The sequence below is a fragment of the Streptomyces sp. DT2A-34 genome, from assembly GCF_030499515.1.
GTDB lineage: Bacteria > Actinomycetota > Actinomycetes > Streptomycetales > Streptomycetaceae > Streptomyces.
The window spans coordinates 3,471,118-3,493,922 of sequence record NZ_JASTWJ010000001.1; the positions used below are offsets into that span (position 1 = coordinate 3,471,118).

Annotated in this window: 24 protein-coding genes and 3 pseudogenes; 3 read left to right on the top strand and 24 right to left on the bottom strand. The window is 69.3% G+C overall.

Going from position 1 to position 22,805, the window contains the following annotated elements; all coding sequences use genetic code 11:
• Positions 1–158 precede the first annotated feature (158 nt).
• Positions 159–728 carry a peroxiredoxin gene (locus tag QQM39_RS15065; RefSeq protein WP_301997220.1) on the top strand — a complete coding sequence of 190 codons (570 nt, stop codon included), beginning with the start codon at positions 159–161 and terminating at the stop codon, positions 726–728.
• A 5-nt stretch (positions 729–733) separates the two neighbouring features.
• Complete coding sequence (locus QQM39_RS15070; RefSeq protein ID WP_301997221.1) at positions 734–1,267, top strand: alkyl hydroperoxide reductase; 534 nt, start codon at positions 734–736, stop codon at positions 1,265–1,267.
• 60 nt (positions 1,268–1,327) lie between these two features.
• Here the strand turns inward: QQM39_RS15070 and QQM39_RS15075 are convergent, their stop codons facing one another.
• The 8 genes and pseudogenes from QQM39_RS15075 to QQM39_RS15110 form a co-directional block, all read right to left on the bottom strand.
• Positions 1,328–2,731, bottom strand: coding sequence for an AI-2E family transporter (locus QQM39_RS15075; protein WP_301997222.1), 1,404 nt, complete (start codon positions 2,729–2,731; stop codon positions 1,328–1,330).
• 245 nt (positions 2,732–2,976) lie between these two features.
• Entirely contained in the window at positions 2,977–3,663 is a 687-nt protein-coding gene (locus QQM39_RS15080; RefSeq protein ID WP_301997223.1) for a transglycosylase SLT domain-containing protein, read from the bottom strand.
• Between the two features lie 419 nt (positions 3,664–4,082).
• Positions 4,083–5,408 carry a PhoH family protein gene (locus tag QQM39_RS15085; RefSeq protein WP_301997224.1) on the bottom strand — a complete coding sequence of 442 codons (1,326 nt, stop codon included), beginning with the start codon at positions 5,406–5,408 and terminating at the stop codon, positions 4,083–4,085.
• Positions 5,409–5,761: 353 nt separating this feature from the next.
• Complete coding sequence (locus tag QQM39_RS15090; RefSeq protein ID WP_301997225.1) at positions 5,762–6,535, bottom strand: isoprenyl transferase; 774 nt, start codon at positions 6,533–6,535, stop codon at positions 5,762–5,764.
• An 899-nt stretch (positions 6,536–7,434) separates the two neighbouring features.
• Positions 7,435–7,857, bottom strand: a pseudogene (locus tag QQM39_RS15095) (SAM-dependent methyltransferase); the annotation flags it as partial.
• A gap of 193 nt (positions 7,858–8,050) precedes the next feature.
• Positions 8,051–8,428, bottom strand: a pseudogene (locus QQM39_RS15100) (SAM-dependent methyltransferase); the annotation flags it as partial.
• A 37-nt stretch (positions 8,429–8,465) separates the two neighbouring features.
• Entirely contained in the window at positions 8,466–8,954 is a 489-nt protein-coding gene (locus QQM39_RS15105; protein ID WP_301997226.1) for a GNAT family N-acetyltransferase, read from the bottom strand.
• A 61-nt stretch (positions 8,955–9,015) separates the two neighbouring features.
• Positions 9,016–9,894 carry an LLM class flavin-dependent oxidoreductase gene (locus QQM39_RS15110; protein WP_301997227.1) on the bottom strand — a complete coding sequence of 293 codons (879 nt, stop codon included), beginning with the start codon at positions 9,892–9,894 and terminating at the stop codon, positions 9,016–9,018.
• A gap of 71 nt (positions 9,895–9,965) precedes the next feature.
• Between QQM39_RS15110 and QQM39_RS15115 the strand changes: the two genes are divergently transcribed.
• Positions 9,966–10,346: a DUF192 domain-containing protein gene (locus tag QQM39_RS15115; RefSeq protein WP_301997228.1), complete on the top strand. Its 381-nt coding sequence runs from the start codon at positions 9,966–9,968 to the stop codon at positions 10,344–10,346.
• Here QQM39_RS15115 and eccCb read toward each other — a convergent pair.
• From eccCb to QQM39_RS15195, 16 genes and pseudogenes are all read right to left on the bottom strand, one after another.
• Positions 10,321–11,700 (bottom strand): annotated as a pseudogene (gene eccCb, locus QQM39_RS15120) (type VII secretion protein EccCb); the annotation flags it as partial. The gene QQM39_RS15115 and the pseudogene eccCb overlap by 26 nt on opposite strands.
• A 209-nt stretch (positions 11,701–11,909) precedes the next feature.
• Positions 11,910–12,302: a hypothetical protein gene (locus QQM39_RS15125; protein WP_301997229.1), complete on the bottom strand. Its 393-nt coding sequence runs from the start codon at positions 12,300–12,302 to the stop codon at positions 11,910–11,912.
• Entirely contained in the window at positions 12,299–12,580 is a 282-nt protein-coding gene (locus QQM39_RS15130; protein WP_301997230.1) for an Arc family DNA-binding protein, read from the bottom strand. Before QQM39_RS15130 ends, QQM39_RS15125 begins: the two co-directional genes overlap by 4 nt.
• A gap of 45 nt (positions 12,581–12,625) precedes the next feature.
• Entirely contained in the window at positions 12,626–13,255 is a 630-nt protein-coding gene (locus QQM39_RS15135; RefSeq protein ID WP_301997231.1) for an OmpA family protein, read from the bottom strand.
• Positions 13,256–13,262: 7 nt separating this feature from the next.
• Entirely contained in the window at positions 13,263–13,844 is a 582-nt protein-coding gene (locus QQM39_RS15140) for a hypothetical protein (RefSeq protein ID WP_301997233.1), read from the bottom strand.
• A 16-nt stretch (positions 13,845–13,860) separates the two neighbouring features.
• A complete protein-coding gene (locus QQM39_RS15145; protein WP_301997234.1) occupies positions 13,861–14,505 on the bottom strand; it encodes a pilus assembly protein TadG-related protein in 645 nt (214 codons plus the stop codon).
• A complete protein-coding gene (locus tag QQM39_RS15150; protein ID WP_301997235.1) occupies positions 14,505–14,702 on the bottom strand; it encodes a hypothetical protein in 198 nt (65 codons plus the stop codon). The genes QQM39_RS15145 and QQM39_RS15150 overlap by 1 nt, the downstream gene beginning before the upstream one ends.
• A 156-nt stretch (positions 14,703–14,858) precedes the next feature.
• Positions 14,859–15,653: a response regulator transcription factor gene (locus QQM39_RS15155; RefSeq protein ID WP_301997236.1), complete on the bottom strand. Its 795-nt coding sequence runs from the start codon at positions 15,651–15,653 to the stop codon at positions 14,859–14,861.
• Positions 15,654–15,722: 69 nt separating this feature from the next.
• On the bottom strand, positions 15,723–16,625 hold the full coding sequence (locus QQM39_RS15160; protein ID WP_301997237.1) for a DUF5936 domain-containing protein: 903 nt from the start codon (positions 16,623–16,625) through the stop codon (positions 15,723–15,725).
• A gap of 27 nt (positions 16,626–16,652) precedes the next feature.
• Positions 16,653–17,600 carry a type II secretion system F family protein gene (locus QQM39_RS15165; protein ID WP_301997238.1) on the bottom strand — a complete coding sequence of 316 codons (948 nt, stop codon included), beginning with the start codon at positions 17,598–17,600 and terminating at the stop codon, positions 16,653–16,655.
• 8 nt (positions 17,601–17,608) lie between these two features.
• Positions 17,609–18,946, bottom strand: a complete 1,338-nt coding sequence (locus tag QQM39_RS15170; protein ID WP_301997239.1) for a CpaF family protein — start codon at positions 18,944–18,946, stop codon at positions 17,609–17,611.
• Between the two features lie 23 nt (positions 18,947–18,969).
• Complete coding sequence (locus QQM39_RS15175; RefSeq protein WP_301997240.1) at positions 18,970–19,365, bottom strand: TadE/TadG family type IV pilus assembly protein; 396 nt, start codon at positions 19,363–19,365, stop codon at positions 18,970–18,972.
• A gap of 1 nt (position 19,366) precedes the next feature.
• The gene (locus QQM39_RS15180) at positions 19,367–19,687 is read right to left on the bottom strand and encodes a pilus assembly protein (RefSeq protein WP_302003587.1); all 321 of its coding nucleotides are present in this window, start codon (positions 19,685–19,687) and stop codon (positions 19,367–19,369) included.
• 71 nt (positions 19,688–19,758) lie between these two features.
• Positions 19,759–21,024: an AAA family ATPase gene (locus tag QQM39_RS15185; protein WP_301997241.1), complete on the bottom strand. Its 1,266-nt coding sequence runs from the start codon at positions 21,022–21,024 to the stop codon at positions 19,759–19,761.
• A 9-nt stretch (positions 21,025–21,033) separates the two neighbouring features.
• Complete coding sequence (cpaB, locus tag QQM39_RS15190) at positions 21,034–21,741, bottom strand: Flp pilus assembly protein CpaB (protein WP_301997242.1); 708 nt, start codon at positions 21,739–21,741, stop codon at positions 21,034–21,036.
• A 77-nt stretch (positions 21,742–21,818) separates the two neighbouring features.
• Entirely contained in the window at positions 21,819–22,628 is an 810-nt protein-coding gene (locus QQM39_RS15195; protein WP_302003588.1) for a hypothetical protein, read from the bottom strand.
• Between the last annotated feature and the right edge of the window lie 177 nt (positions 22,629–22,805).

Here is a 22,805-nt window from a genome sequence, read left to right on the forward strand (position 1 = left end):
GCCGTGTGCCCCGCCGTGAGCAGCCAGGCGCCCGTTCGGCATGCCGAACTGATCGGCATCACTGATCACTTTGACCTGATTGATCGATTTCACCTACGACAGGAGCATCTGACAGGGTTACACCTGTCCAACCCAAGCAACACCTGAAGGGCCTGTACGTGCTTACTGTCGGTGACCAGTTCCCTGACTTCGACCTCATGGCATGCGTCTCCCTGGAGAAGGGCAAGGAGTTCGAGCGGATCGACGCCGAATGGCTTAAGCTCAACCGGGAAAAGAAGGGTTGGTTGGTGGTCTTCGCCTGGCCGAAGGACTTCACCTTCGTCTGCCCGACCGAGATCGCGGCCTTCGGCAAGCTGAACGAGGAGTTCGCCGACCGCGACGCGCAGGTCCTCGGCTTCTCCGGTGACTCGGAGTTCGTCCACCACGCCTGGCGCAAGGACCACGACGACCTGCGCGACCTGCCGTTCCCGATGATGGCCGACTCCAGGCACGAGCTGATGCGCGACCTCGGCATCGAGGGCGAGGACGGCTTCGCCAAGCGCGCCGTCTTCATCGTCGACCAGAACAACGAGATCCAGTTCTCCATGGTGACCGCCGGCTCCGTCGGCCGTAACCCCAAGGAGGTCCTGCGGGTCCTGGACGCCCTGCAGACGGACGAGCTGTGCCCGTGCAACTGGACCAAGGGCGAGGACACCCTGGACCCGGTCAAGCTGCTTGCCGGAGAGTGAGTGACATGTCCCTCGACTCCCTGAAGTCCCGCATACCGGACTACGCCAAGGACCTGAAGCTCAACCTGGGCTCGGTCATCGGCAACTCCGACCTCCCGGCGCAGCAGCTGTGGGGCACGGTCCTCGCCACCGCGATCGCCTCGCGCTCCCCGATCGTGCTGCGCGAGCTGGCGCCGGAGGCGAAGGCGAACCTCACGCCGGAGGCGTACAACGCGGCGAAGTCCGCGGCCGCGGTGATGGCGATGAACAACGTCTTCTACCGGACCCGGCACCTGCTGTCCGACCACGAGTACGGCAGCCTGCGCGCCGGGCTCCGTATGAACGTCATCGGCAACCCCGGTGTCGACAAGGTCGACTTCGAGCTGTGGTCCTTCGCGGTGTCCGCCATCAACGGCTGCGGCCTGTGCCTCGACTCGCACGAGCAGGTACTGCGCAAGGCGGGCGTGGACCGCGAGACGGTCCAGGAGGCGTTCAAGATCGCGTCCGTCGTTCAGGCGGTCGGTGTCACGCTGGATGCCGAGGCCGTGCTCTCCGAGTAGGCCGAAGGGTTGGCCGAAGGGTTGGCCGAAGAGTAGGCCGAACCACGTCGAGGGCCTCGCTCACTGCTGGTGGGCGGGGCCCTCCGCGCTGTCCTGGGCGTCCCCGGAGGCCGCGCGCCCGGACCCCGCTTCCGCCGGAACGGCCTTGTCCGCAAGCGTCGGACGCGGCTGTCGAGGCACCGTCTCCTGCGAATACGCCCGCAGATACCCCACGATCGTGTTCGAAACCGCCACCAGCGGTACGGCCACCACCGCCCCGCCGATCCCCGCCACCATGCCGCCGGCCGCCACCGACAGCACCACCGCCAGCGGGTGGACGCGGACCGCGCGCCCGAGGATGAACGGCTGCAGGACGTGGCCCTCGATCTGCTGCACGGCGAGGACGACGGCGAGCGTCATGACCGCGGTGAACACGCCCTGCGTCACCAGGGCCACCACCACCGCCAACGCGCCGGAGGCCACCGCGCCGACGAGCGGGATGAAGGAGAACAAGAAGATGAAGACGGCCAGCGGGACGGCCATCGGCACATCGAGGAAGTAGATGCCGATGCCGATGAAGACGGCGTCGATCAGGGCGACGAGGACCGTGCCGCGTACATACGCCGTGAGCGTCTCCCACGCGCGCGGGCCGGCGCCGGCGACGCCCGGCCGGGCCGCGGCGGGCACCAGCTTCAGCGTCCACTCCCAGATGCGCTTGCCGTCGTAGAGCAGGAAGAGGGTCGAGAAGGCGGCCAGCAGAATGCCGGTGAGGGCCTCGACGACGACCGTGACGCCTTCCAGACCGGCGGAGGTGATCTCGTCGGTGTTGGCGCCGATCGCCTCCCTGAGGTTCTCGGCGATCTCGTTGATCTGCTTGTCGGTGACGTGGAAGGGGCTGTTGAGCAGCCAGTTGCGCAGCTCGTCGATGCCGTCCTGGATCTGGTCGGAGAGGTTGTCGATGTTCTCCATGACCTGCCAGGTCACGAACCAGCCCATCAGCCCGATGACGACGAACCCGAGGACCGCGGTCAGGGCGGTGGCGAGCCCGCGTGGCACACCGCGCCGCCTCAGCCACGCCACCGAGGGCTGCATCAGCGCGGTGAGGAGCAGCGCGATGACGAAGGCCAGCACGACGAGTTGTACGGCGCTGATGACCCGCATCAGCACCCAAACTGTGCCGGCCAGCACCAGCAGCCGCCAGCCGGCCTCCGCCGCGACCCGGACGCCCCACGGCACGACCTGTGCGGGGTCGGGGCGGGGCGGCGGAGCCGAGGGCGCGTAGTCGGGGGGCCGGGGAACGTGGTCGGCGGGCGGCGAGAGGGTGTCGTCGGCGGAGGGCTCAGGCGCGGCCTCGACGGCGGACCTCCGCACCGGCTGGAGCTCGTCGCTCTCCCGTTCCACCGCGGCGCGGCGCTCGTCCAACCGTTCGCTCATCTCGGTCAGTCCGGCGCTGAGCCGACCGAGCCACCCTGGCACTCGCGACATGATCCGCCCTCTTCCCCGTCTCTCCCCACCACTCCCCCCTGGAGTCGTCCGTCCGACCGTACATGCGTCACCGGAGAACAGCGAAAGCCCCTCACCACAAAGACGGTGAGAGGCTTCGCAGGGTTGAACCACGCCCTAAGGGGCGCGGGGCTGCATCGAATATGCGGCTCCGCCGCGCGGGCGCGACCAGCCACGACGGCGCCGCAGCCAAATGACGGCCTATCGCGGCCCCCTCAGCGGAGCGCCTAGTACCAGCGGTTGGCCTGCCAGAACGACCAAGCGCCGCAGGGACTGTCGTAGCGCTCGTTCATGTAGTTCAGGCCCCACTTGATCTGGGTGGCCGGGTTCGTCTGCCAGTCCGAGCCGACGGACGACATCTTGGAACCGGGCAGCGCCTGGAAGAGGCCGTAAGCACCCGAGGAGGCGTTGACCGCCTGGTAGTTCCAGCTGGACTCGTGGTCCACGATGTTGCTGAAGCACTGGAACTGGTCGCTCGGCACCATCTGGCGCGCCATCGCCTGGATCTCCGCGATGCTGTACGAGCCCTGGATGGGGAAGTCCGCGGAGGAGGACTGGGAGGCCTTCGCCTCGGCCTCTTCGCGCTCCTTGGCTTCCTGCGCCGCCTTCTCGGCGGCTTCCTTCTTCTCGATCGCGGTCTGGGCGGCGGCCTTGCGGGCCGACTCCTCAGCGTCCTTCTTGGCGCTCACGTCCGCGGCGATGGCCTGTACGTTGGCCTGCGCCGTCAGGGACTCGCTCTGCACCTGGGCCTGCTGGCCCGCGGGTATGTCCGCGAGGAGCGTCGAATCGGCAGCCGTCGCCTCGGCGTCGTTGTTCTGCGCGGTGCTGCCCGAGGCAACACCGACGACGCTTCCGACAGCGGTGACCGCGGTGGCCGAGGCCACTGCGAATCCCCTGACCGAAATCGGACTCACACGGTTTCCTTCCAGCATCGCCCGCTTCGGTGACCCTGGCGGACGCAATCGTGCCCCTTGCGCTGGCCTCCCAACTGCGGGGTCACGGGAGGCACGGACCCGGTGGGCAACTCCCGTGTAGGAGAGCGCCGCGTGGTAACTCGGGCGGCATACGACGGCAGTATGGAGTTGGTGGTGGTGTTGCTGTGGTGCCGTACCGCTGGGGGTACAGGTGTGTCGTATGCGGGGCCTGACAGGAGTGAGACTCTGCCGTAACCAGACGCCGCAAGGCAATTCTGTGTTGAGTGTGAAAGCTCACACCTCGTTTGCCCCAGGGGTTTTTCGGAAAGCCGCACACGCCGAGGCGCCGCCCGGATAGGCTCACTGCCTTTCCGAACGGCGCCAACCAACGAGTAGCTACCGCAAGTTGAGCACTTGGGTCAGATCTGCCCGTCCTCCAGCATTTCGGTCACAAGGGCGGCAATCTGGGACCTCTCGGACCGCGTCAGCGTGACGTGGGCGAAAAGTGGATGCCCCTTCAGCTTCTCCACGACGGCGACGACACCGTCGTAGCGCCCGACCCTCAGATTGTCCCGCTGGGCCACGTCATGGGTGAGAACCACCCGCGAATTGGCGCCAATTCGGGACAGAACAGTCAGCAGGACATTCCTTTCCAGCGACTGTGCCTCGTCCACGATCACGAACGCGTCGTGCAGCGAGCGTCCGCGGATGTGGGTGAGGGGCAGCACCTCCAGCATGCCGCGCGCGGTGATCTCCTCGATGACCTCGCGGCTGGTGACCGCGGACAGCGTGTCGAAGACCGCCTGCGCCCAGGGGCTCATCTTCTCGGCCTCGCTGCCGGGCAGATAGCCGAGCTCCTGCCCGCCCACCGCGTACAGCGGCCGGAAGACCATCACCTTCTGGTGCTGACGGCGCTCCAGCACCGCTTCGAGGCCCGCGCACAGCGCCAGCGCCGACTTGCCGGTGCCGGCCCGCCCGCCCATGGACACGATCCCGACGTCCGGGTCGAGCAGCAGGTCGAGCGCGATCCGCTGCTCGGCACTACGGCCCTTGATACCGAAGGCCTCCCGATCGCCGCGCACCAGACGGACGTTGCCCTCGGGCGTGATCCGGCCCAGCGCCTTGCCGCGCTCGGAGTGGATCGTCAGCCCGGTGTGCACCGGCATGGCGGCGGCTTCGGGGACGTAGATGTGACCTTCCTCGAAGAGGACGTCCACCTGCTCGCCGGACAGGGTCAGTTCGGACATTCCGGTCCAGCCGGAGGAGTCCGTGATGGCGAGCTCGGCGCGATACTCCTCGGCGAGGAGACCGACGGACGAGGCCTTGATCCTGAGCGGCAGGTCCTTCGACACGACGGTGACGTCGAACCCCTCGGCCTGCAGATTGCGGGCGACCGCGAGGATGCGGGAGTCGTTGTCCCCCAGACGGTAGCCGGTCGGCAGAACGCTGGGGTCCGAGTGGTTGAGCTCGACACGGATGGTCCCGCCGAGGTCCCCGGTCGGGATGGGGGCGTCGAGACGGCCGTACTTCACCCGGAACTCGTCGAGCAGGCGCAGTGCCTGCCGGGCGAAGTAACCCAGTTCGGGATGGTGCCGCTTGGCCTCCAGTTCCGTCACCACGACGATGGGGAGCACGACCTCGTGCTCGTCGAAGCGGTTCAGGGCGTTCGGGTCGGCCAGCAGGACGCTGGTGTCGAGAACGTAAGTGCGCCGGTCTGGCTTGTGGCGCTTTGTGCTGGTCACCACGGAAGGACGTACCCCCTCGGATGAGGTCGGGGAGCGACGGAGTGGAGCTGGACCGGTCGTCGGCCGCCCTGCACGCCTGGCATGGGCCGAAAACCGGCCCTCCACTGCTTCTCCCGTGCCGTGACCGCACGGTAGGGCTGGTGCAAAGGGCCTCCCGGGCGGACGGCTCCGGCGCCGCCCGCTGAGATACGACACCCGTGGTTCGGGCGTCGACCTGCTTGGCTTATGCCCTCGAACATGCGGTGCCATGCCAGCGCATATGACGGCGCGCTGGTGAACTCCTTGTTACTTCTGTCCCGGAGAGGGTGACTTTCGTCGCGTCCGGATACGGCGGTGAGAGCGCCGCAGGGGGATCAGCCGCCGTAACGCCGGTGCCGGGCCGCGTAGTCGCGCAGGGCGCGCAGGAAGTCGACCTTGCGGAAGGCCGGCCAGAAGACCTCGCAGAAGTAGTACTCGGAGTGGGCCGTCTGCCACAGCATGAATCCGGACAGCCGCTGCTCGCCGCTGGTACGGATCACGAGGTCCGGGTCGGGCTGGTCGCCGGTGTAGAGGTGGCGGCCGATCAGGTCGACGCTGACGGACTCGGCGAGGTCCTCCATCGAGGTGCCCTTGTCCTGGGCGTCGACGATCATCGACCGCACGGCGTCGGCGATCTCCTGGCGGCCGCCGTAGCCGATGGCGACGTTGACCAGTATCCCGTCGACGTGCGCGGTGGCCTCCTCGGCCTCCTTGAGGGTGGTCTGCATCCCGGACGGCAGCAGGTCGGGCGTGCCGACGTGGTGCACCCGCCAGCGGCCGTCGGCGGCGAGGGTGCGCACGACGTCCTCGATGATGCCGAGGAGCGGGACGAGCTCGTCCTGCGGCCGGTCGAAGTTGTCGGTCGACAGCAGCCAGAGGGTGACGACCTCGACGTCCGTCTCGGAGCACCAGCCGAGGAACTCCTCGATCTTCTCGGCACCCGCCCGGTGACCGTGCACAGTGGAGGAGCCCGCGGCCTTCGCCCAGCGCCGGTTGCCGTCCATGATGACGCCGATGTGCTTGGGCACCTGAGCGTGGTCCAGGTGACCCTCCACCCGGCGTGCGTACAGCCTGACCAGCAGGCCGCGCAGCTTGTCGCGCAGGTTCACGTGATTGTCAGCCCCTCCGTACGGGTCGGACAGGCGCGTGGCGCTGCGCGCGGCGCAGGCGAGGGTGGTTCCTGTCCCTATGGCGGTCCCCGGAGGCGAAGCCTACCCCTGCGGGGCTTGGGCCGGGTTTATGGGGCGGTGGGTGGGGGCGGGCGCCTGGGAGGTGTCTGGGTTTGGGGTGGGGGCAGCGCCCGGCGCCCGCACGCACCCCGGATCCGGGCAAGAAAAACGGGCCGGTCCGTGGGGGGAGACGGACCGGCCCGAGGGGGGGTTTCCACCATAACCCTTCGTGAGGGATGCTGCGCGCATCGGCGTGCCACAATCACTCTCCGAAGTCACTCGGCGACGGCCCGGTGGCCATGACGGGGCCTTTTCGTGGCGGATTCGCGACGGGATCGAAGCCGATTCCCAGGGGAAACGCGTGGGATGCGGACGGATCCGGAGGGTTTGCCGCCTCTTGGGCCGCGCTCGGCGACTTGTCCGCGCTTCCCTCCCCTGGGTGACCCCGACCGCGAACGCTCACTTGACGACGCACGCGATTCCGCGTGACGGACGCGGGTTCGATGCGATGCGCGTCCATCTGGGGTGCGTACGGGTGCACGGCACCGCGCAGCCCCCTCCGCCGCGCGGTGCCGCCGCGCGACTTTGCTTACGCGAATTACCTTGGTCTGAACCTACGTGAGGGCCGGAGGGAAAGCGAGTCGGCCGCTATAACAATGTGGAAAAGGTGGGGCTTCCTTTGATGTGCAGGGGGCGGCAGGTCTTTGCGCACGGATACACGGTTTGCATGACGAGCGGCGCCAGGGCACGTCGTACGAAGGTGACGGTGGAGCCGACCGGACGAGGCCTGACGGCGCGGCAGGGTCGGCCCGCATGCGTGAGGGACGCGGCGAGCGCGCTCAGGCGGACGGCTTGCGTGCCTCGAAGAGGTGGCGGGTGCTGTGCGCGACGAAGGGGCCGTCGGCCTGGATCTGCTCGTGCAGGGCGCGCAGTCGGGGTCGGTACGCCTCGACGGTGAAGCCGGGGACCATCCACACCACCTTGCGCAGGAAATGGACGACGGCCGCGATGTCGTGGAACTCCATGCGCAGCCGCTCGGCCCGCACGTCGACGATCTCCAGACCGGCTGCCTCGGCGTCGGCGCGCTCGCGGTCCGGGTGGCGGGCGGCGCTCTGCTCCTGTGGGAGGGGGCCGAGGAAGTACTCGACCAGCTCGAAGGCGCTGCGGGGGCCGACGTGTTGGGCGAAGTACGTGCCGCCGGGCTCGAGGACGCAGGCGATCTCGGCCCAGTGCGGACTGACCGGGTGCCGGCTGCTGACTAGGCCCTGTCGTCAAATTCCCGTCGTCCGCCCGAAGGGCGGGCCGCGCGGCGTCAGGTGCGTGCTCTCGGCGTGCCGCGTGGAAGCCCTCGTAGCGGAGCTACTTGGGCTTTCGCGCGGTGCGGCGAGTGGGGGTGCCCCCTCTGGGGGAGCGTGCATGGCGTCGCGCGGCAGGCGGGAATTTGACGACAGGGCCTAGGTCGAAAGCGCCGTCGGCGAAGGGCGGAGGGGCGTCCTCGGGTGAGGCGACTACGGCGACGCCGTGCGGGCGGAGGAGGGCGGTGGCCTTGGCGATGTTCGGCGGCCAGCCCTCGGTGGCGACGGTGAGGGCGGGTGCCTTGGGGGCGCGACGGAGCGCGAAGTCGAGTACCTCCCCTCCCCCCGTCTGGATGTCGAGAGCGGCGGTGGAGAGGGAGAGCCGCTCGGCCAGGGACGAGGCGTACCCCCAAGACGGCCGTGCCTCGGTGGCCCGCCCCTCGAACCACGAGAAGTCCCAGCCTTCGGTGGGCACGGCGGCGCCTTCGGCGACGAGGTCTTCGAAGGTACGGGTGTGCTGCGGGTGCGGCTCCTTCATACGGTGATCGTGTCAGGGGGTCGTCCGTGGCCACCGCTCATTTTTCCAGGGCGGACAGAACGAGAAGCACGTGTTCGTCGTCGCCGTGGTGGAGGGTGCCCGCGCGCTGGAAGCCGTGTCGTTCGAGGAGTCGTACGGAGGCGGTGTTGCCGTGGAAGGGGTCGGCGTACAGCGGACGGGTCCGCTCGATTCCGAGGAAGAGGGCGAGCGCCTTGGTGCCGATGCCCCGCCCCCAGTACGGCCGCCCCAGCCAGTAGCCGAGGAAGCGGCGGTCGCCGTCCCACCAGGAGACGACGCTTCCGGCCACGTCGTCCCCCACCGTGACCGTCTGCACCAGGCAGGTCTTGTCCCCGAGGACGCTCTTCCTCCAGTGCTTCAGGAAGGCGTCGCGCGGCCGAGGGGTGAATCTCGACCGCCGGACGGCTTCCGGGTCGTGCTCGTAGGCGAGGAAGGCCTCGAGGTCGGCGTCCCGCACGTCCCGGAGCCGTACGTCCGCGTAGTCGTCGTCGCTCAGTTCTTCGCGCATGTCCAGGAGTGTGGCAGGAGCCACTGACAACGCCCCTGGGCCGACGAACGGTCCGAACGCTCTACGGCACCAAGGGCCGCACTTCCTCGGCCACGAACCGCACGAACCCCTCCGGGTCGGGCTCGTCCCCCGTCGGCTGCAGCACCACGGTGTCCGCACCGGCATCAGCGAGCCGCTGCACGGCCTTCGCGACGGCGCCGGCGTCCCCGGCGACACCGAGGTCGGGCACGGAGCCGAGCCCTTCGGCTTCGAGTTCGGCCTTGAGCCGGGCGGGCCCGTCGGGCCCGGTGGCGGTCAGGAGGTAGACGACGACCTGGTGCGACGCGCCATCGGTACGTCCCGCCGACTCCCTCCCCTCGTCGATGAGTTGGCGCGCCCGCCGTACGCCCTCCGGTGAAGTCGAGGCGGTGAGCAACGTCCCGTCGGCCGACTCACCGGCGAGCCGCAGCGAGCGGGGCCCGGTGACCCCGGCGATGACGGGCACCGGCTCGGCGGGCGGCCAGTCGAGGGCGACGTCGTCGAGGTTCACGTACCGGCCCTCGACGGTCACCCGCTCTCCGCGCAACAGGGCCCGCAGCACATCGAGGTGCTCCCGCAGCAGGGTCACCGGCGACTCGACCCGGGCCCCGACCTGCCCCATCCAGTCCTGCACCCCGTGCCCGACGGCGAGGATCGGACGGCCCGGGAACATACGGTGGAGGGAGGCGGCCTCCATGGCGGTGATGGCGACGTTCCGCAACGGGACGGGGAGGAGTCCGATGCCGACCCGCACGCGCTCGGTCCACGCGAGTGCGGCGGCGGCCGTGGAGATCCCTCCCTCCCGGAAACAGTCCTCCCAGAGCCAGAGTTCGTCGAGGCCCGTCTCGTCGGCGAGGCGAGCGACGGATCGGAGTCGCTCAGGGGCGAGTTGGGGGCGGAAGATTGCGCCGAGTCCGGTCATGGGGTCTTTCCTACCCGGCCGGCACTCGGCGGACAACAGAGTTTGAAACGGCCCCCAGGAGGTGTCCGAGCATGGGACGACGGTGGCGGGACGGGCGGGGGACGCTGGTCGTGCACGGGGAGCGGGGCGACGTCTCGGTCCCCCTGGAGTTCGCGTCGTCGTACCGGGCCCGTTCGAAGGGGCTCCTGGGGCGTGATTCCGTCGACGGGGCGATGCTGCTGACGCCCGCCAGTGGCGTGCACACCTTCCGTATGCGGATCCCCATCGACGTCGCCCATCTCGACCGCAAGCTGAACGTCATCGCCGTGGGCACCATGCGGCCGGGGCGCTTGGGCCTGCCCCGGCTTCGTTCGCGGCATGTGCTGGAGGCGGAGGCCGGGGCCATGGCGGGGTGGGGGCTGGGGGTGGGGGTGCGGGTGTCGGTCGTCAGCGCCGGCCTTCCCCTTCCATGAGGCCCGTCTGCACCAACAGGCTCCCCCGCCTCCGCGAGACGAAGACGCCCCGGCCCGTCGGCATCGAACGCGGACGTACGTTGCCGAGGATGTCGCCCTCGTTCGGGTCACCGGACAGTACGACGCCCTGTGCGCCCAGCTCCTTGATGCGCTGCATGAAGGGTTCGTACGAGGACCGGCCGGCGCCCGCGGTGTTCCGGGCGACGATGAAGCGGATGCCGACGTCGCGGGCGAACGGGAGGAGTTCCGTGAGGGGGGCGAGGGGGTTGCCGCCGGAGGTCGACACCAGGTCGTAGTCGTCGACGATCACGTACACCGTCGGACCGCTCCACCAGCTGCGTTCCCGCAACTGCTCGGCGGTCACGTCGGGTGAAGGCGTACGGCGCCGCATGAGGTCGGCCAGGGCCTCCACGTGGTGGTCCATGGCGTTGGACATGGGCACGTACTCGGCCAGGTGGGATGCGGGGGCCGCGTCCAGCAGCGAGCGGCGGTTGTCGATGACGAAGAGCTTGCAGGAGTTCCCGTCGTGCAGATCGGTCAGCTGCTTGATGAGGAGCCGCAGAAGGTTGGACTTGCCGGACTCGCTTTCGCCGAAGACGAGGAAGAAGGGGTCCTGTTCGAAGTTGGCGAAGACGGGTTCCAGGTTGTTCTCGTCGAGCGCGAAGGCGACCCCGCGGTCCGGCTCCGCAGCGGCTGCGGGCAGCTCCCCGAGGGGCAGTCGGAGCGGCAGGAGACGGACTGCCGGCGCCTTGGGCGCCGTCCAGTGGCGGGCCACGTCCCGGCCCATGGCAGCCGTCGCCTCGGAGAGTTCTTCGTCGGACTTGGCACCGTCGATGCGGGGAACCGCTGCCATGAAGTGCAGCGCTTCCGGAGTGAGCCCCCGGCCGGGCACGCCCGCCGGCACGTTTTCGGCCGCCTTGCGGTCCAGCTCGGAGTCCATGGGGTCGCCGAGCCGCAGCTCGAGGCGGTTCATCAGCAGGTCCTTGAGGTTGGCGCGGACTTCCATGGCGCGGGACGCGGTGAGGATGAGGTGGATGCCGTAGCCGAGGCCTCTCGCGGCGATGTCGAGAACAGCCGCTTCCAAGCCTTCGTACTCGGTGCGGAAGTTCCCCCAGCCGTCGATGGCCAGGAAGACGTCACCCCACGGCTGGTCCGCGACCGAGATGTCGCCGCGTGCCCGCATCTTGCGGAAGGTGGCTATGGAATCGATGCCGGCGCTGCGGAAGAACTCCTCACGGCGCGTCAGGATGCCGTACACCTCGGCGACCGTGCGGCGTACCCGCTCGGGGTCCAGGCGGGAGGCGGCCCCGCCGACGTGCGGGAGGCCGGCGACGGCGGACATGCCGCCACCGCCGCCGGAGTCGTCGTCGGAGTTGTTGCTGAGGACGGTCGGCAGTTGGCTGCGTCGTCCCCGGTCGGCAGCGCAGACGCGGCTTGCATGCACGCGCGCCGGACCGGCGGCTATCGGTCGGTGGTCTCCGGGCCGCGCCGTAGACGCGCGGCGTGGGATGCAGGGCTCGGGCAGGAGCGAGGCCGCTCCTGCCCGCGACCGGGTCGGGCTTGTCAGTGGTTCAGGTCCATGACCCCGACCCCCAGTCCGTCGTAGGCCTCCGGTGAGACAGTGGCCACCAGTGCTCCGTCGGGAAGCATCGGGTTCGGTCGCGCCACATGTACGGCGGCGGCGACACCGGTGGCAACACCGGTGCGGAACAATGCGGCGACGGTCACGGCCATCGCGTAGTCGTCGTCGATGACGCGCAGCACGTCCAGCAGTACCCCCGCGTGAGCCACGATCCCCGCACGCTCACGCTCAGCCTCCACGAGGGACAGGACTGGCACCCACAGGCGCACATCCTCGCTGGACGCCGCGGCGTGGATGAGGCCGGAGACCTGCTTGTTGCCCCCCATCACCAGCAGGGTGTGACTGTCGAGAACGTAGTGCTCGATCTGGTTCAACGGGGCGACTCGGCATCCCCGAGAGCGGCCCGGTGTGCGGCCGTGGCCTCCCGCATCTGGCGCCGCATCTCCGCGGATTCCTCGTCCGTCACGTAATGCCCGAACCGCTCGGCGAGAAGGGCCCGGGTGCGCTCGGCCCGTTCCTTGATCTGCTCGGGGGTCAGGGTCTGAGCCGCTATTTCCTGCATGAGGGCACGAAGACTGGTCCCACGGGCCTCCGCCACGGCGGCGAGCTGGTCACGGACTTCGGCGGGCACGCGGATCATGACGTCAGGCATAGCGCAAGTATACGTGACGTATACGCCTCGTGCTTCTCGTCGCGGTCAGTTCTCCGAGCGCGGAAACGACACCTCCACCCGCCGGTTCTTCTTGCGCCCCGCCTCCGTCGCATTCGAAGAGATCGGGTACTGCTCGCCGTACCCCCGTACTTCGTACGTCACCGTCGAGTCGTTCAGCTCCGCTTCCAGGATCCCCTGTACGGCGTTCGCGCGCTTCCTGGACAGGACGTCGCCGTGGGCGGACGAGCCCAGGTTGTCGGTGAAGCCGAAGACGCGGATGCGGGTGGCGTTCTGGGTCTTGATCTCCTCGGCGATCTCCGAGATACGGGCCTTTGCCTCGCCGGTGAGCTTGGCGCTGTCCTTGGGGAAGAGGACCTCGGCCTGGAGGGCGAACTTCACGTCCGCGTTGGTGTCTTCGCGGCGTTCCTCGCCGGCCTGGTCTTCGACCACCTGTTTGATGTCCAGGACCTTGGCCTGGGCCAGCGTCGCGCCTTCGGGGAGTTTGAGGTCGGGGTCGTTGGCGTCCACTTCAACGGGCGCGGTGGCGGTCGCCTCCGTGCCGGGCGGGACGCTGGGGTCGTCGGCCGCGTCGGCCGTTGTGGCGCCGAGCAGGTTCGCGGCGACCATGACCGTGGCCGCGGTGAGGGTCAGGGTGAGGCGCGGGGTGCGGGTCATGTTTGCCTCACCCGGAGATCTGGATGGTGGCGGCGGCGAAGGTCGGCAGCTGGAAGGTGACTTCGCTCGTGTCGGTGGGCGGAGAGGGGAACTGCATGAACACGGACAGGCTCTCGCCGGCCTTGAGGCTCGAGAAGCCCGTGGTCGTCAGCGGACGGCCGTCCGTGTCCCGTAGGACGTAGTACCGCTTCTTGCTCTTCGAGTCGACGAGCGTGGCGCCGCCGAGGGACCGGCCGTTTCTGGTGATCTCGGTCTCGTTTCCGCTCAACGCAGAGGGGACCGACGTGCTCTTGTCCCCGTCGTTCTTCAGGTTGCCGTTCACGGTGATGAAGCCACCGGAGTCCCGCTGGGCCGAGGTGATCTGCAGGAGCAGTCCGTCCGAACCCTTCAACTCCGCCAAGAGCTCGTCCGTCTGTCCCTCCTGAGCACTCGGGTTGGATCCACGCCCCGTGGTGGCGGGCGCCGACGTCTTCGGCTTCTTGCCGTCGTCCCCGCCGCTGCCGCAGCCGCCCACGCCGAGGGCCAGTCCAGCCGCAACGGTCAGCGCGACCATCCCCCTGTGGGCCTTCGCCGTGAACCGCATGCTCATGCCTCTGCTTCCTTAGTCACTCGTCGATCGCTGCTGAGTCGGCCAGATGGACGTCGAAGAGGTCCTCGGGGTCCGGAAGGGTGGTCGGATCCTCCGGGTCCGGATCCCAGTTCCTGTCCTCGCACGTGAGTTGCGGGAGCGGCAGTACGTCGTTTCCGTCGCCCGGCTCGGCCTCGCCCCCGGCGTCCTCGCCAGGGAGTTCGAACGTGCAGCGGGGCTCGATCACGGCGGTGGCGGAGGCCTGCGACTTCATGTCCTCCGTGCCGGGGACGATCGAGTCGCCGACGGGCTTCGTGGATTCGACGGCGACCGTGTAGCCGAGGGGCTCCACCGGATCACAGCCCCTGACATCCGCATCGTTCTGCGCCGCCAGCTCGTACGCCCGCCAGCAGCCGTCGGACCCCACCCCGATCCCGTCGAAGATGTCCTGCCACTTCGTCGGATCGAGTACGTCCTCCACCCACATGCCCGCGAGTTGGTCTCGGGTTTCCTGCGCCGCCGCCAGAGCCGCCGCGTCCGCCGCGGTCTGGGCGCCGTTCCGGTTCGCCGCGGCCTGGCCGACCGCAAGGTACGCGAACGCGAGAAAGAGCAGGCCCGCCACCACCATGATGTAGATGGGGAAAGCCTGCCCTGCGTCGCCGCCGTACCTGGATGGCCGCATCAACCGCCGGTCACTTCGGTGATCTTGTCCGTGATCGCGTCGAAGATCGTCTGGCCGATGTCCGTACCCACAATGGCCAGCACAATCGCCACGACCACCGCGATGATCCCCAGATACTCCACCGCCGTCTGCCCCCTGTCGTCGCGAGCGGCACGGGAGCGCAGGTGCTCGACGGTGGTGTTGATCCAGTTGCTCATGGTGTTCCCCTCTGGTGTTCAGCGATCGCTGAGCGCTGAGCTCGCAAGTCTTGAGAGAAGTCTTGCGAGAAAAGTAAGCGGAAATACCCGAAACACCAGAGGGCACCTGGGGCCGATTCCGGACCCAGGCCGAAAACCATCGCTGTGTCATCGCCGTCAGCTCCGTCCTGGGGGTGAACCCGGGCCCTTGCCCAGCCACTTGGCGGTGGCATCCGCACGGCTGGTGCTATGGAGTTTGGCGAAGATGCGGTTGATGTGGTTCTTGACCGTCTTCTCGCTGATGAAGCAGGTGGCGGCGATCTGCTGGTTGTTCATGCCCGATGCGATGAGGCCCATGATCTCCGTCTCCCTCCTGCTCAGCCGGAACCGCGACCGGTCCGACGACGACTGTCCCACATCTGGTTGCATTCGCGAAAGGCGTTCCGGGGAATTGCTTGCGGTAGTTGGCAGTTGGGCGTTTGCTTGCGCTAGTGATCCAGTTGCCGTGGGAGTGGGACGTGGCAGACGCGGCATCCTGTCGCTCCGTTGCGTGCCCTCCCTGATGTCCCGTACGGCGTCCACCAGTTCGTCCGCCGTGAACTCACCGTGGACCAGGTGGCCGACGGCCCCTCGGCGCAGCGCCTCCCGGACCGACTCCGACTCCGACTCGGACTCCGACTCGGACTCCGACTCTCCGCTGTACGTCAGCATCATCACCGGCGCGATGCGGACGAGTTGGGGAAGCGCCGTGATGTCGTCCATGCCCGGTAGGCGGACGTCCAGGAGGATCATGTCGGGGCGGTGGCGGGCTGCCGCCTCGTGGGCCTCGTGGCCGTTCGTCGCCTCTGCCACCACTGTTGCGTCCGCCTGAGTGGTGAGGAGGGCCGCCAGGCCCACTCGGACGGCAGGTTTCTCGGCAGCGACCACGAGCCGGACAGGCGTGGCAGCGGGGGGCGGCTCCTGCTCGTTCATGCAGCCGCCTTCGCCCAAGTCGTCGGCACCCACAGCGCCCTCGTCATCGACACAGACCTCACCCGCCCCCTACTCCCCCGTCAACGAGCCGAAGTCCGTCCCCGACCCCAGCAACAGCCCCGCCCCCAGCAGGATCATCGTCGCCGGAACCATGAAGGTCGTGATCATCATCGTGGCCTTGGGCACCGCCCGCGCCGCCTTCCGTCGGGCGTTCTGCGCATCCGTGCGGCGCATGTCCTTCGCCAGTGCGACCAGCGTGTCGACGATCGGCGCGCCCAGTTCCTCCCCCTGCTGGAGCGCCGTCACGAACATCGCCACTTGTTCCGAGTCGTTGCGCCGCCTCAGCTCCGCGAAGGCCTGACGGCGGCTCATGCCGAGGTCCATCTGGCGCAGGGTGATGCGGAGTTCGTCGGCCCAGGGACCCTCGTACTTCGAGGCGACCCGGTCCAGTGCCTGGCGGAAGCCCAGTCCCGCGCTCACCACGACCGCCAGTACGTCCAGGAAGTCCGGCAGGGTGCGCTCGATCTCGTCCTTCCTGATCCGGATCGCCGACCAGATGCCGACCTCCGTCCAGAAGGCGCCGAAGGCCAGCAACAACAACGCCACCAACACCTGGCCCCTGAGCAGGAAGACCAGGAAGCCGACCGCGCCCAGGAAGCCGTACACCGCACGCCTGGCCGCATAGCGGTCGATGGTCAGGCCGCCGGGGTTGCCGGCGAGGTCGATCTTGCGGCGGTACTTGGCCACCAGCTTCGGGCCCATCAGGCGCAGTACGGCGGGGGCGTAGCGCATGCCCATGCGGTCGACGAGCGAGTCCACGGCGCCGGTGCGGGTCGCGCCGATCTCCAGGGCCAGCGCCAGGTCGGCGGGGAGTTTCGCCTCCGCGCGGTACATGCGGATGCCGGCGAAGATCCCCCCCACGCTCAGGGCCATCACCAGCGCCAGGAGAAGTCCCAGTTGTCCGAGTCCCATTGTCTCGTTCGCCTCCCTTGCCGCGGCTCAGACGTCGATCCGCGACAGGCGGCGGATCAGGATGAAGCCGACCGCGTACAGCCCGAACGCGATCAGCACCGCCGCCTGGCCGAACGGCGAACCCGTCATACGGTCCAGGGCGCCGTCCTGCACGCCGTTCATCAGGAACAGCGAGCCCACGCCCAGGGCCGGGACCGCGTACGACGTCATGCTCACCTGGGACAGCTGGGTACGGACCTCGCGTCGCGTCTCCTTGCGCTCCTCCAGCGTCTCCGTGAGGTTGCGCAGTGCGCTGACCACCTGGCCGCCGGCCCGGTTCGACAGCACCAGCGTCGTGACCAGGACGACCAGCTCGCGGGACGGCAGGCGTTCCGCCAGCTCGCCCAGGGCGTCGTCCATGGAGGCGCCCAGCGCCAGCTGGTTGGAGACCTTGGCCAGTTCCTCGCCCGCCGGGGCCTCCAGCTCCTCCGCGGCCAGGCCGATGGCCGTACGCAGGGCGAGTCCCGCGTGAGCGGCGTTCGCCAGGATGCGGGCCATTTCCGGGAGTTGGTTGATGAACCTCTCGATGCGCTTCTGGCGTTGCCAGTTGAGGAACTGCACCGCCGCCCACACGCCCAGCAGGCCCGCGATCGGGCCGAAGAACGGCGCCAGGGTCGCCTGGCCGACCAGCCACAGACCCGCGACCGTCGCCAGCATGTAGACGAAGAACTCGCCGGGGGTCACGTCCAGGCCGGTCGCCGCCAGGCGGAGTTCCAGCCGCTTTCCCGGTTTCGTACGGCGCAGACGGCGGTCCAGGTCCGTGAAGCGGCGTCGGCGGCCGCCGGCTCCGGCGATCTGGCCGGTGGCCGTCAGGCGGTCGACCAGGGCCTGACGCTGGGCCCGGCCGGCGGCGTACGCGTGGACGCCCACCACGGCCAGGGCGCAGGTCAGCAGGGCGACGCCGGTCGTGAGGGTGATGCGGGTCTGCAGGTCCATGGGGGGTCCTACCTGGCTTCTCGGGTGGCGAGCTCGAGCGGTGACTGGGCGACGCCGAAGGCCTGGGGTATCGGCTGGCTCGCCATGTAGAGGCGGTCCGCGGTGCGGCGCGGGAGGGGGTGGTACGCGAAGGCGCCGTGGACGCGGCCGTCCGGCGTCATGGGCTGGGCGTGGAAGCGGGCCGCCGTCACCACGCGGTACGGCTCCGCGCCATGGCTGTCCAGGATCGCGATCTCGGTGATCCTGCGGGCGCCGTCCGGGAAACGGGTCAGCTGGATGATCACGTCCACCGCGCTGTTGATCTGGTCGTGCAGCGCCTCGAAGGGGACCGTCACGTCGGCCATGGACGCGAGGGTCTTCAGGCGCATCAGGGCGTCCTCGGTGCTGTTGGCGTGCACGGTGGCGAGGGAGCCGTCGTGGCCGGTCGACATCGCCTGGAGCATGTCCAGGGACTCGCCGCCGCGGACCTCACCGACGACGATGCGGTCGGGGCGCATACGGAGGGAGTTGCGGACCAGGTCGCGGATCGTCACCTGGCCCTTGCCCTCGACGTTGGGGGGCCTGGACTCCAGGCGGATCACATGGGACTGCTGGAGCTGGAGTTCGGCGGAGTCCTCGATGGTGATGATGCGCTCGCGCTCGGGGATCAGCCCGGACAACGCGTTGAGCAGCGTGGTCTTTCCCGTGCCCGTCGCGCCCGAGACGATGATGTTGAACTTCGCCTGCACCAGCCCGGCCAGCAGATACACCATGGGCTCGTCGAGCGAGCCGAGGCCGGTCATCTCGTGCAGGGTGAAGGAGCGGGGGAAGCGGCGGATCGTCAGGGTCGCGCCCGTGAGCGACAGGGGCGGGATGATGACGTTCACTCGCTCGCCGGACGGCAGACGGGCGTCCACCATCGGGTTCGACTCGTCCACCCGCCGGTTCACCGTCGAGACGATGCGCTCGATCGTCTGCATCAGCTGGTCGTGGGACGGGAAGCGGAGCGGCAACTGCTCGACCCGGCCCGCGCGTTCGACGAAGATCGCGTCCGGGCCGTTCACCATGATCTCGGTGATCGACGCGTCCTCCAGGAGTGGTTCGAGGATGCCGAGGCCGAGTGCCTCGTCGACGACCCTGCGGATCAGCTGCGAGCGCTCGACCGTCGACAGCACCGGGCCCTCACGGCTGATGATGTGGCCGAGGACTCGTTCCAGGCGGGCCCTGCGCTCGGCCGCGGCCAGCGAGCTCATCTCCGCGAGGTCGATCTCCTCCAGGAGCTTGGCCCGGTAGGAGGCGACCAGGTGGCCGTCCTCGCCCCGGCCGGTGTTCTCCTCGGGGGTGTTGATACGTGCGCGCAGGCTCATAGTCGGTGCTCCTCGTTCCTGCGTCAGTCGGTGGTCGGGTCGAAGTCGAGCGGCATGGTTGCGGTCTTCCGGGCGTCGCCGAAGTCCCAGCCGGGGACGATCGACGGGATCTGGACGGTGGCGGTGACGGTGACCTCGTCGCCGCCTTCCGCGGGTTCACAGGTGACGGACAACCAGTCGCTGACCGCGTTCTGGCACCCCTCCTGGGCGGTACCGGGCTCCAGCGAGGCGGCGCGCGCCCCGGCCCGGGCCGCCGTGCCCGCCTGCTGGGCGGTGTAGGCGATCAGGCCGATCTGTACGCCGGCCATGGCGACGAGGATCAGGATCGGGATGAACCCGAGGTACTCGATGGCCACCTGGCCGCGGTCACGGGCCTTGCGGCCTCTGCCGGCTCCGCGGACTTCGGCGTCGTACGACATCTCAGTCCTTCTCCTCCTGCACGGCCCCCGCGTGGCCCTCGACGGTGAACGGGAAGCCGATCGAGCCGGGGAAGAGGACGGGCACCTCCAGGTGCACATCGGCCGTGACGTAACCGCCGCCCGCACCGCACTGCACGCTCGCGCCGCCCTGCCACGCGCCCGGCAGATGCTGCAGCCCCGCCTCCTCGCAGCCCGCCTGCCCCTCGGACGCCGTCGCCGCCCGTGCCGCCTCGTCCGCGGCGTTCCCCGCGAGCGTGAACGTGTATCCCAGCAGCACGAACTGCCACAGCAGCACCAGCGTCAGGATGATCAGCGGGGTCATGCCGAGGAACTCGACGGTCACCTGGCCCCGGTCGTCCCTGAGGGCCTGCGCACAGGCTCTCAGCCGCCGCCTCACCGCCCGAGCTCCTTGCGCCGCCGGAACGTCAGTGCCGCCCGGTCCCCGCCCCGCGCCCGGCCGTTGCGGCGCTGCTGGGCGGCGCCCTCGGTGCCCTTGACCAGCCCCAGCTCGCCCGCGAGCGCCCACAGGGCCTGCTTGACCGAGCCCTTGCTGTCCAGCTCGTGCACCCGGCCGGCGTCGACCGCGCCCTGGAGTTCCTTGAAGTTGGCGGGGATCACGGTGCTCGCGATGGCCGTGCCGGTGATCCGCTGGATCAGGGCGGGCTGGATCTCCGTACCGCGCGAGTAGCGGTTGACGACGGTCGTGGTCTCCTCCGCCTTGCGGATCTGCAGGCGGTCCCACATCCGTACCGTGCGCTTGGCGCCGCGCACCGCGACCACGTCCGGGGTGGTGACGAGGAGCGCCGTGTCGGCCATCTCCACGGCGGCCGCGCTCGCGCCGGTCAGCTGGGCGCCGCAGTCGATGACGACGACCTCGTAGCGGGAGCGCAGGGCGCCGACGATGTGGCGGGCGGCGCGGTCGGTGACCTCCTCGCCGCGTTCGCCGTCGCCGGGGGCGAGGAGCAGGGCGACGCCGGTGTCGTGCCGGAACACCGCGTCCGCCAGCACGCGCGGCGTGATGTCGTTGATGGTGGCCAGGTCGACGACCGAGCGGCGGAACTGGATGTCCAGGTAGGCGGCGATGTCGCCGGTCTGCAGGTCCATGTCGAGCAGGGCGGTGCTACGGCCGGACGTCTGGGCGGCGAGGGCCAGTTGGACGGCGGTGAGGGTGGTCCCGACCCCGCCCTTCGCGCCGCTCACCGTCACGACCGTGCCGCCGACGCCGCTGAACACATCGCCGCCGGCGCCCAGATGCCGCCGTACGCCCACCGACCACTGGGCCACCGCGTTGACGCGGCTGGCCAGCTCCTCGTAGTGCAGGGGCAGGGCGACCAGACCCCGCGCCCCGTAGTCCATGGCGGCCTGGAAGAGGCCGGGGCTCGCGTCGGAGGTCACGAGGATGACGCCCACCGCCGGGAAGCGCAGGGCGACGTCGCGGATGAGTTCCAGGGCCGGGACGGGTCCGATGCGTTCGTGGACGACGACGACCTCGGGCAGCTCGTCGATGGACTCGGCGGCCAGGCGGGCGAGGGTGTCGACGAGCTGGGTGGAGTCGGCCACCGGGGCCACCGGCTCGGCGTCGGGGAGCTGGCTGAGCAGCGTCGTGAGGGACCGGACCGCGTCCGCGTCGCCGACGGCCGGGAGGATCCTCGTGGGCATGGGGGCCTCTCACTTGTCCTTGGCGAGTTCGTAGGTGCGGTCCGTCGCGTCGACGTCGGAGCCCGTACCGGGTGCCACCAGGGCGAGCCGGACCTCGTCGGCGAACGACTCGGCGTAGGTGATGCGCTGGATGTCGATGGTCTGGAGCGCGAAGGTGATCGGGACGGCGTCGGTGGGCTCGCGGTCGCGGTCGTCGGCGTCGGGCTTGAGCGCGGTCTGCTCGCCCACGTTGATGACCCTGGCGTTCTCCACGATGAGCTTGGACTGGTCGGGGTCGCCGTCGCGCTGCCCCTCGAAGGTGGCGTAGACGTTGACCGTGGCGCCCGGGGTGATCTTGCCGGCCACGCCGGTCGCCGCGTCGATCATGATGGCGACCTCCTGCTCACCCGACTTCAGGGCGGGCTGGTCGACGATCATGTCGCTCTGGAGCAGGGAGCCCTTCTGCAGGGTCGTGACGGCGATCTTGCCCTGGATCTCGCGGAGGTTGGTGACCGCGTTCTCCGACAGCCACCGCTCGGGCATCTCGATCTTCTCGAACTGGCCGGCGCTGAGCTGCGTGTACGGGGCGACGCTCGCCTTGACCCGGTAGGCGGTGACCTCGGGACCGACCTTGGACTTCACGTCGTTGATGACGGACAGGACGCCGGCGAAGGCGCCGAGGGCGCACACGATCGACAGGAGCAGGAGTATCACGCCACGGCGCTGACGGGAGTTCATGAACCGGACAACCTCATTGGGGGAATCGGTCGGGAGCGGTCGGGTGGGGTCGGGGCGGCCTTGCGGGGCCGGGCCGGTCAGCCGGCGCGGACCGGTTGCTCGTGGGCGGGCGGGACGGCGGAGCAGAAGACGCAGCGGTCGCCGATGACGTCGATGCCGCACCAGTGACAGGAGTTCTGCCGTACCGAGGTGACCAGTTGGTAAAGCACCGGCAGGTCGGGCAGATACGCGCAGAACTCGATCAGCTTGGGCGTCCCCCACCAGGTGGCCGACTCGGCGGGCAGCGCCGCCTCGCGCAGGCCCTGCGCGTTCCAGACCTTGACCAGGTTGGAGGTGACCCAGTCGGACTGGAGCTGCCCCTGGGCGACCAGCATCGACGTGCGGAACTCCGGGCCGCCGAGGGTGGCTCCGGGGGCGATCCGGACCAGTTGCGGGGTCGGGTGGGCGAGCACGCCGAACTGGCTGCCGGGCACCCAGGACTTGGCGTGCGACTTGAGGTCGACGGGGATGCGGTCCAGCTTGGCGACGGAGCCGAGGAGGGCCCCGGCGTGGATGTAGTGGGTGAGCAGCCGGCCGGCCGAGGCGAGGACGCCGGGGCTGAGGTCGCAGGAGGCCAGCTGCCGCAACTGGCGGGCCAGGACGGCGAGTCCGAGCGGGGGCAGTTCCGGACGGAACAGGGCGATACGGTCGCTCTCCAACAGGGACCGCACGGTGCGCAGCCGCTGCACCACCTCACGCGGGGCGGCCTGTGAGCAGACGACGACCACATGACCGTGCTGCTCGATCAGGGTCTGCAGATCCGCCAACGACAGTTCCAGCGGCTCCCGGCCGAGGTCTCCGAGCACGACGGCGGGCACGGTTCGCTCGTCCTGCGCCGGCAGCGCCATGTCGGCGCTGGTCACGGCAATGGCAGTTGGCACGCGCAGCTCCCCGGTGACTTCATTGCGTGACTATCTGAGCACTGTATCCACGGCTCTGTGGCCGGAGAACAGCTTCTCTGAGCCGGGAAGGAACTCCTCTCGCACAAGTCACGCCAAAACGGGGCAGGTTACGCACACGAATTC

Excerpts from the sequence above, each read along its gene's own strand:
- QQM39_RS15135 (WP_301997231.1), bottom strand. The coding sequence starts at position 13,255 with ATGACCCGCACCCCGCGCCTCACCCTGACCCTCACCGCGGCCACGGTC.
- QQM39_RS15070 (WP_301997221.1), top strand. The coding sequence starts at position 734 with ATGTCCCTCGACTCCCTGAAGTCCCGCATACCGGACTACGCCAAGGAC.
- QQM39_RS15115 (WP_301997228.1), top strand. The coding sequence starts at position 9,966 with ATGGGACGACGGTGGCGGGACGGGCGGGGGACGCTGGTCGTGCACGGG.
- QQM39_RS15130 (WP_301997230.1), bottom strand. The coding sequence starts at position 12,580 with ATGCCTGACGTCATGATCCGCGTGCCCGCCGAAGTCCGTGACCAGCTC.
- QQM39_RS15140 (WP_301997233.1), bottom strand. The coding sequence starts at position 13,844 with ATGAGCATGCGGTTCACGGCGAAGGCCCACAGGGGGATGGTCGCGCTG.
- QQM39_RS15145 (WP_301997234.1), bottom strand. The coding sequence starts at position 14,505 with ATGCGGCCATCCAGGTACGGCGGCGACGCAGGGCAGGCTTTCCCCATC.
- QQM39_RS15170 (WP_301997239.1), bottom strand. The coding sequence starts at position 18,946 with ATGAGCCTGCGCGCACGTATCAACACCCCCGAGGAGAACACCGGCCGG.
- QQM39_RS15185 (WP_301997241.1), bottom strand. The coding sequence starts at position 21,024 with ATGCCCACGAGGATCCTCCCGGCCGTCGGCGACGCGGACGCGGTCCGG.
- QQM39_RS15110 (WP_301997227.1), bottom strand. The coding sequence starts at position 9,894 with ATGACCGGACTCGGCGCAATCTTCCGCCCCCAACTCGCCCCTGAGCGA.
- QQM39_RS15160 (WP_301997237.1), bottom strand. The coding sequence starts at position 16,625 with ATGGGACTCGGACAACTGGGACTTCTCCTGGCGCTGGTGATGGCCCTG.
- cpaB (WP_301997242.1), bottom strand. The coding sequence starts at position 21,741 with ATGAACTCCCGTCAGCGCCGTGGCGTGATACTCCTGCTCCTGTCGATC.
- QQM39_RS15175 (WP_301997240.1), bottom strand. The coding sequence starts at position 19,365 with ATGTCGTACGACGCCGAAGTCCGCGGAGCCGGCAGAGGCCGCAAGGCC.
- QQM39_RS15195 (WP_302003588.1), bottom strand. The coding sequence starts at position 22,628 with ATGGCGCTGCCGGCGCAGGACGAGCGAACCGTGCCCGCCGTCGTGCTC.
- QQM39_RS15165 (WP_301997238.1), bottom strand. The coding sequence starts at position 17,600 with ATGGACCTGCAGACCCGCATCACCCTCACGACCGGCGTCGCCCTGCTG.
- QQM39_RS15150 (WP_301997235.1), bottom strand. The coding sequence starts at position 14,702 with ATGAGCAACTGGATCAACACCACCGTCGAGCACCTGCGCTCCCGTGCC.
- QQM39_RS15180 (WP_302003587.1), bottom strand. The coding sequence starts at position 19,687 with ATGACCCCGCTGATCATCCTGACGCTGGTGCTGCTGTGGCAGTTCGTG.
- QQM39_RS15075 (WP_301997222.1), bottom strand. The coding sequence starts at position 2,731 with ATGTCGCGAGTGCCAGGGTGGCTCGGTCGGCTCAGCGCCGGACTGACC.
- QQM39_RS15155 (WP_301997236.1), bottom strand. The coding sequence starts at position 15,653 with ATGAACGAGCAGGAGCCGCCCCCCGCTGCCACGCCTGTCCGGCTCGTG.
- QQM39_RS15105 (WP_301997226.1), bottom strand. The coding sequence starts at position 8,954 with ATGCGCGAAGAACTGAGCGACGACGACTACGCGGACGTACGGCTCCGG.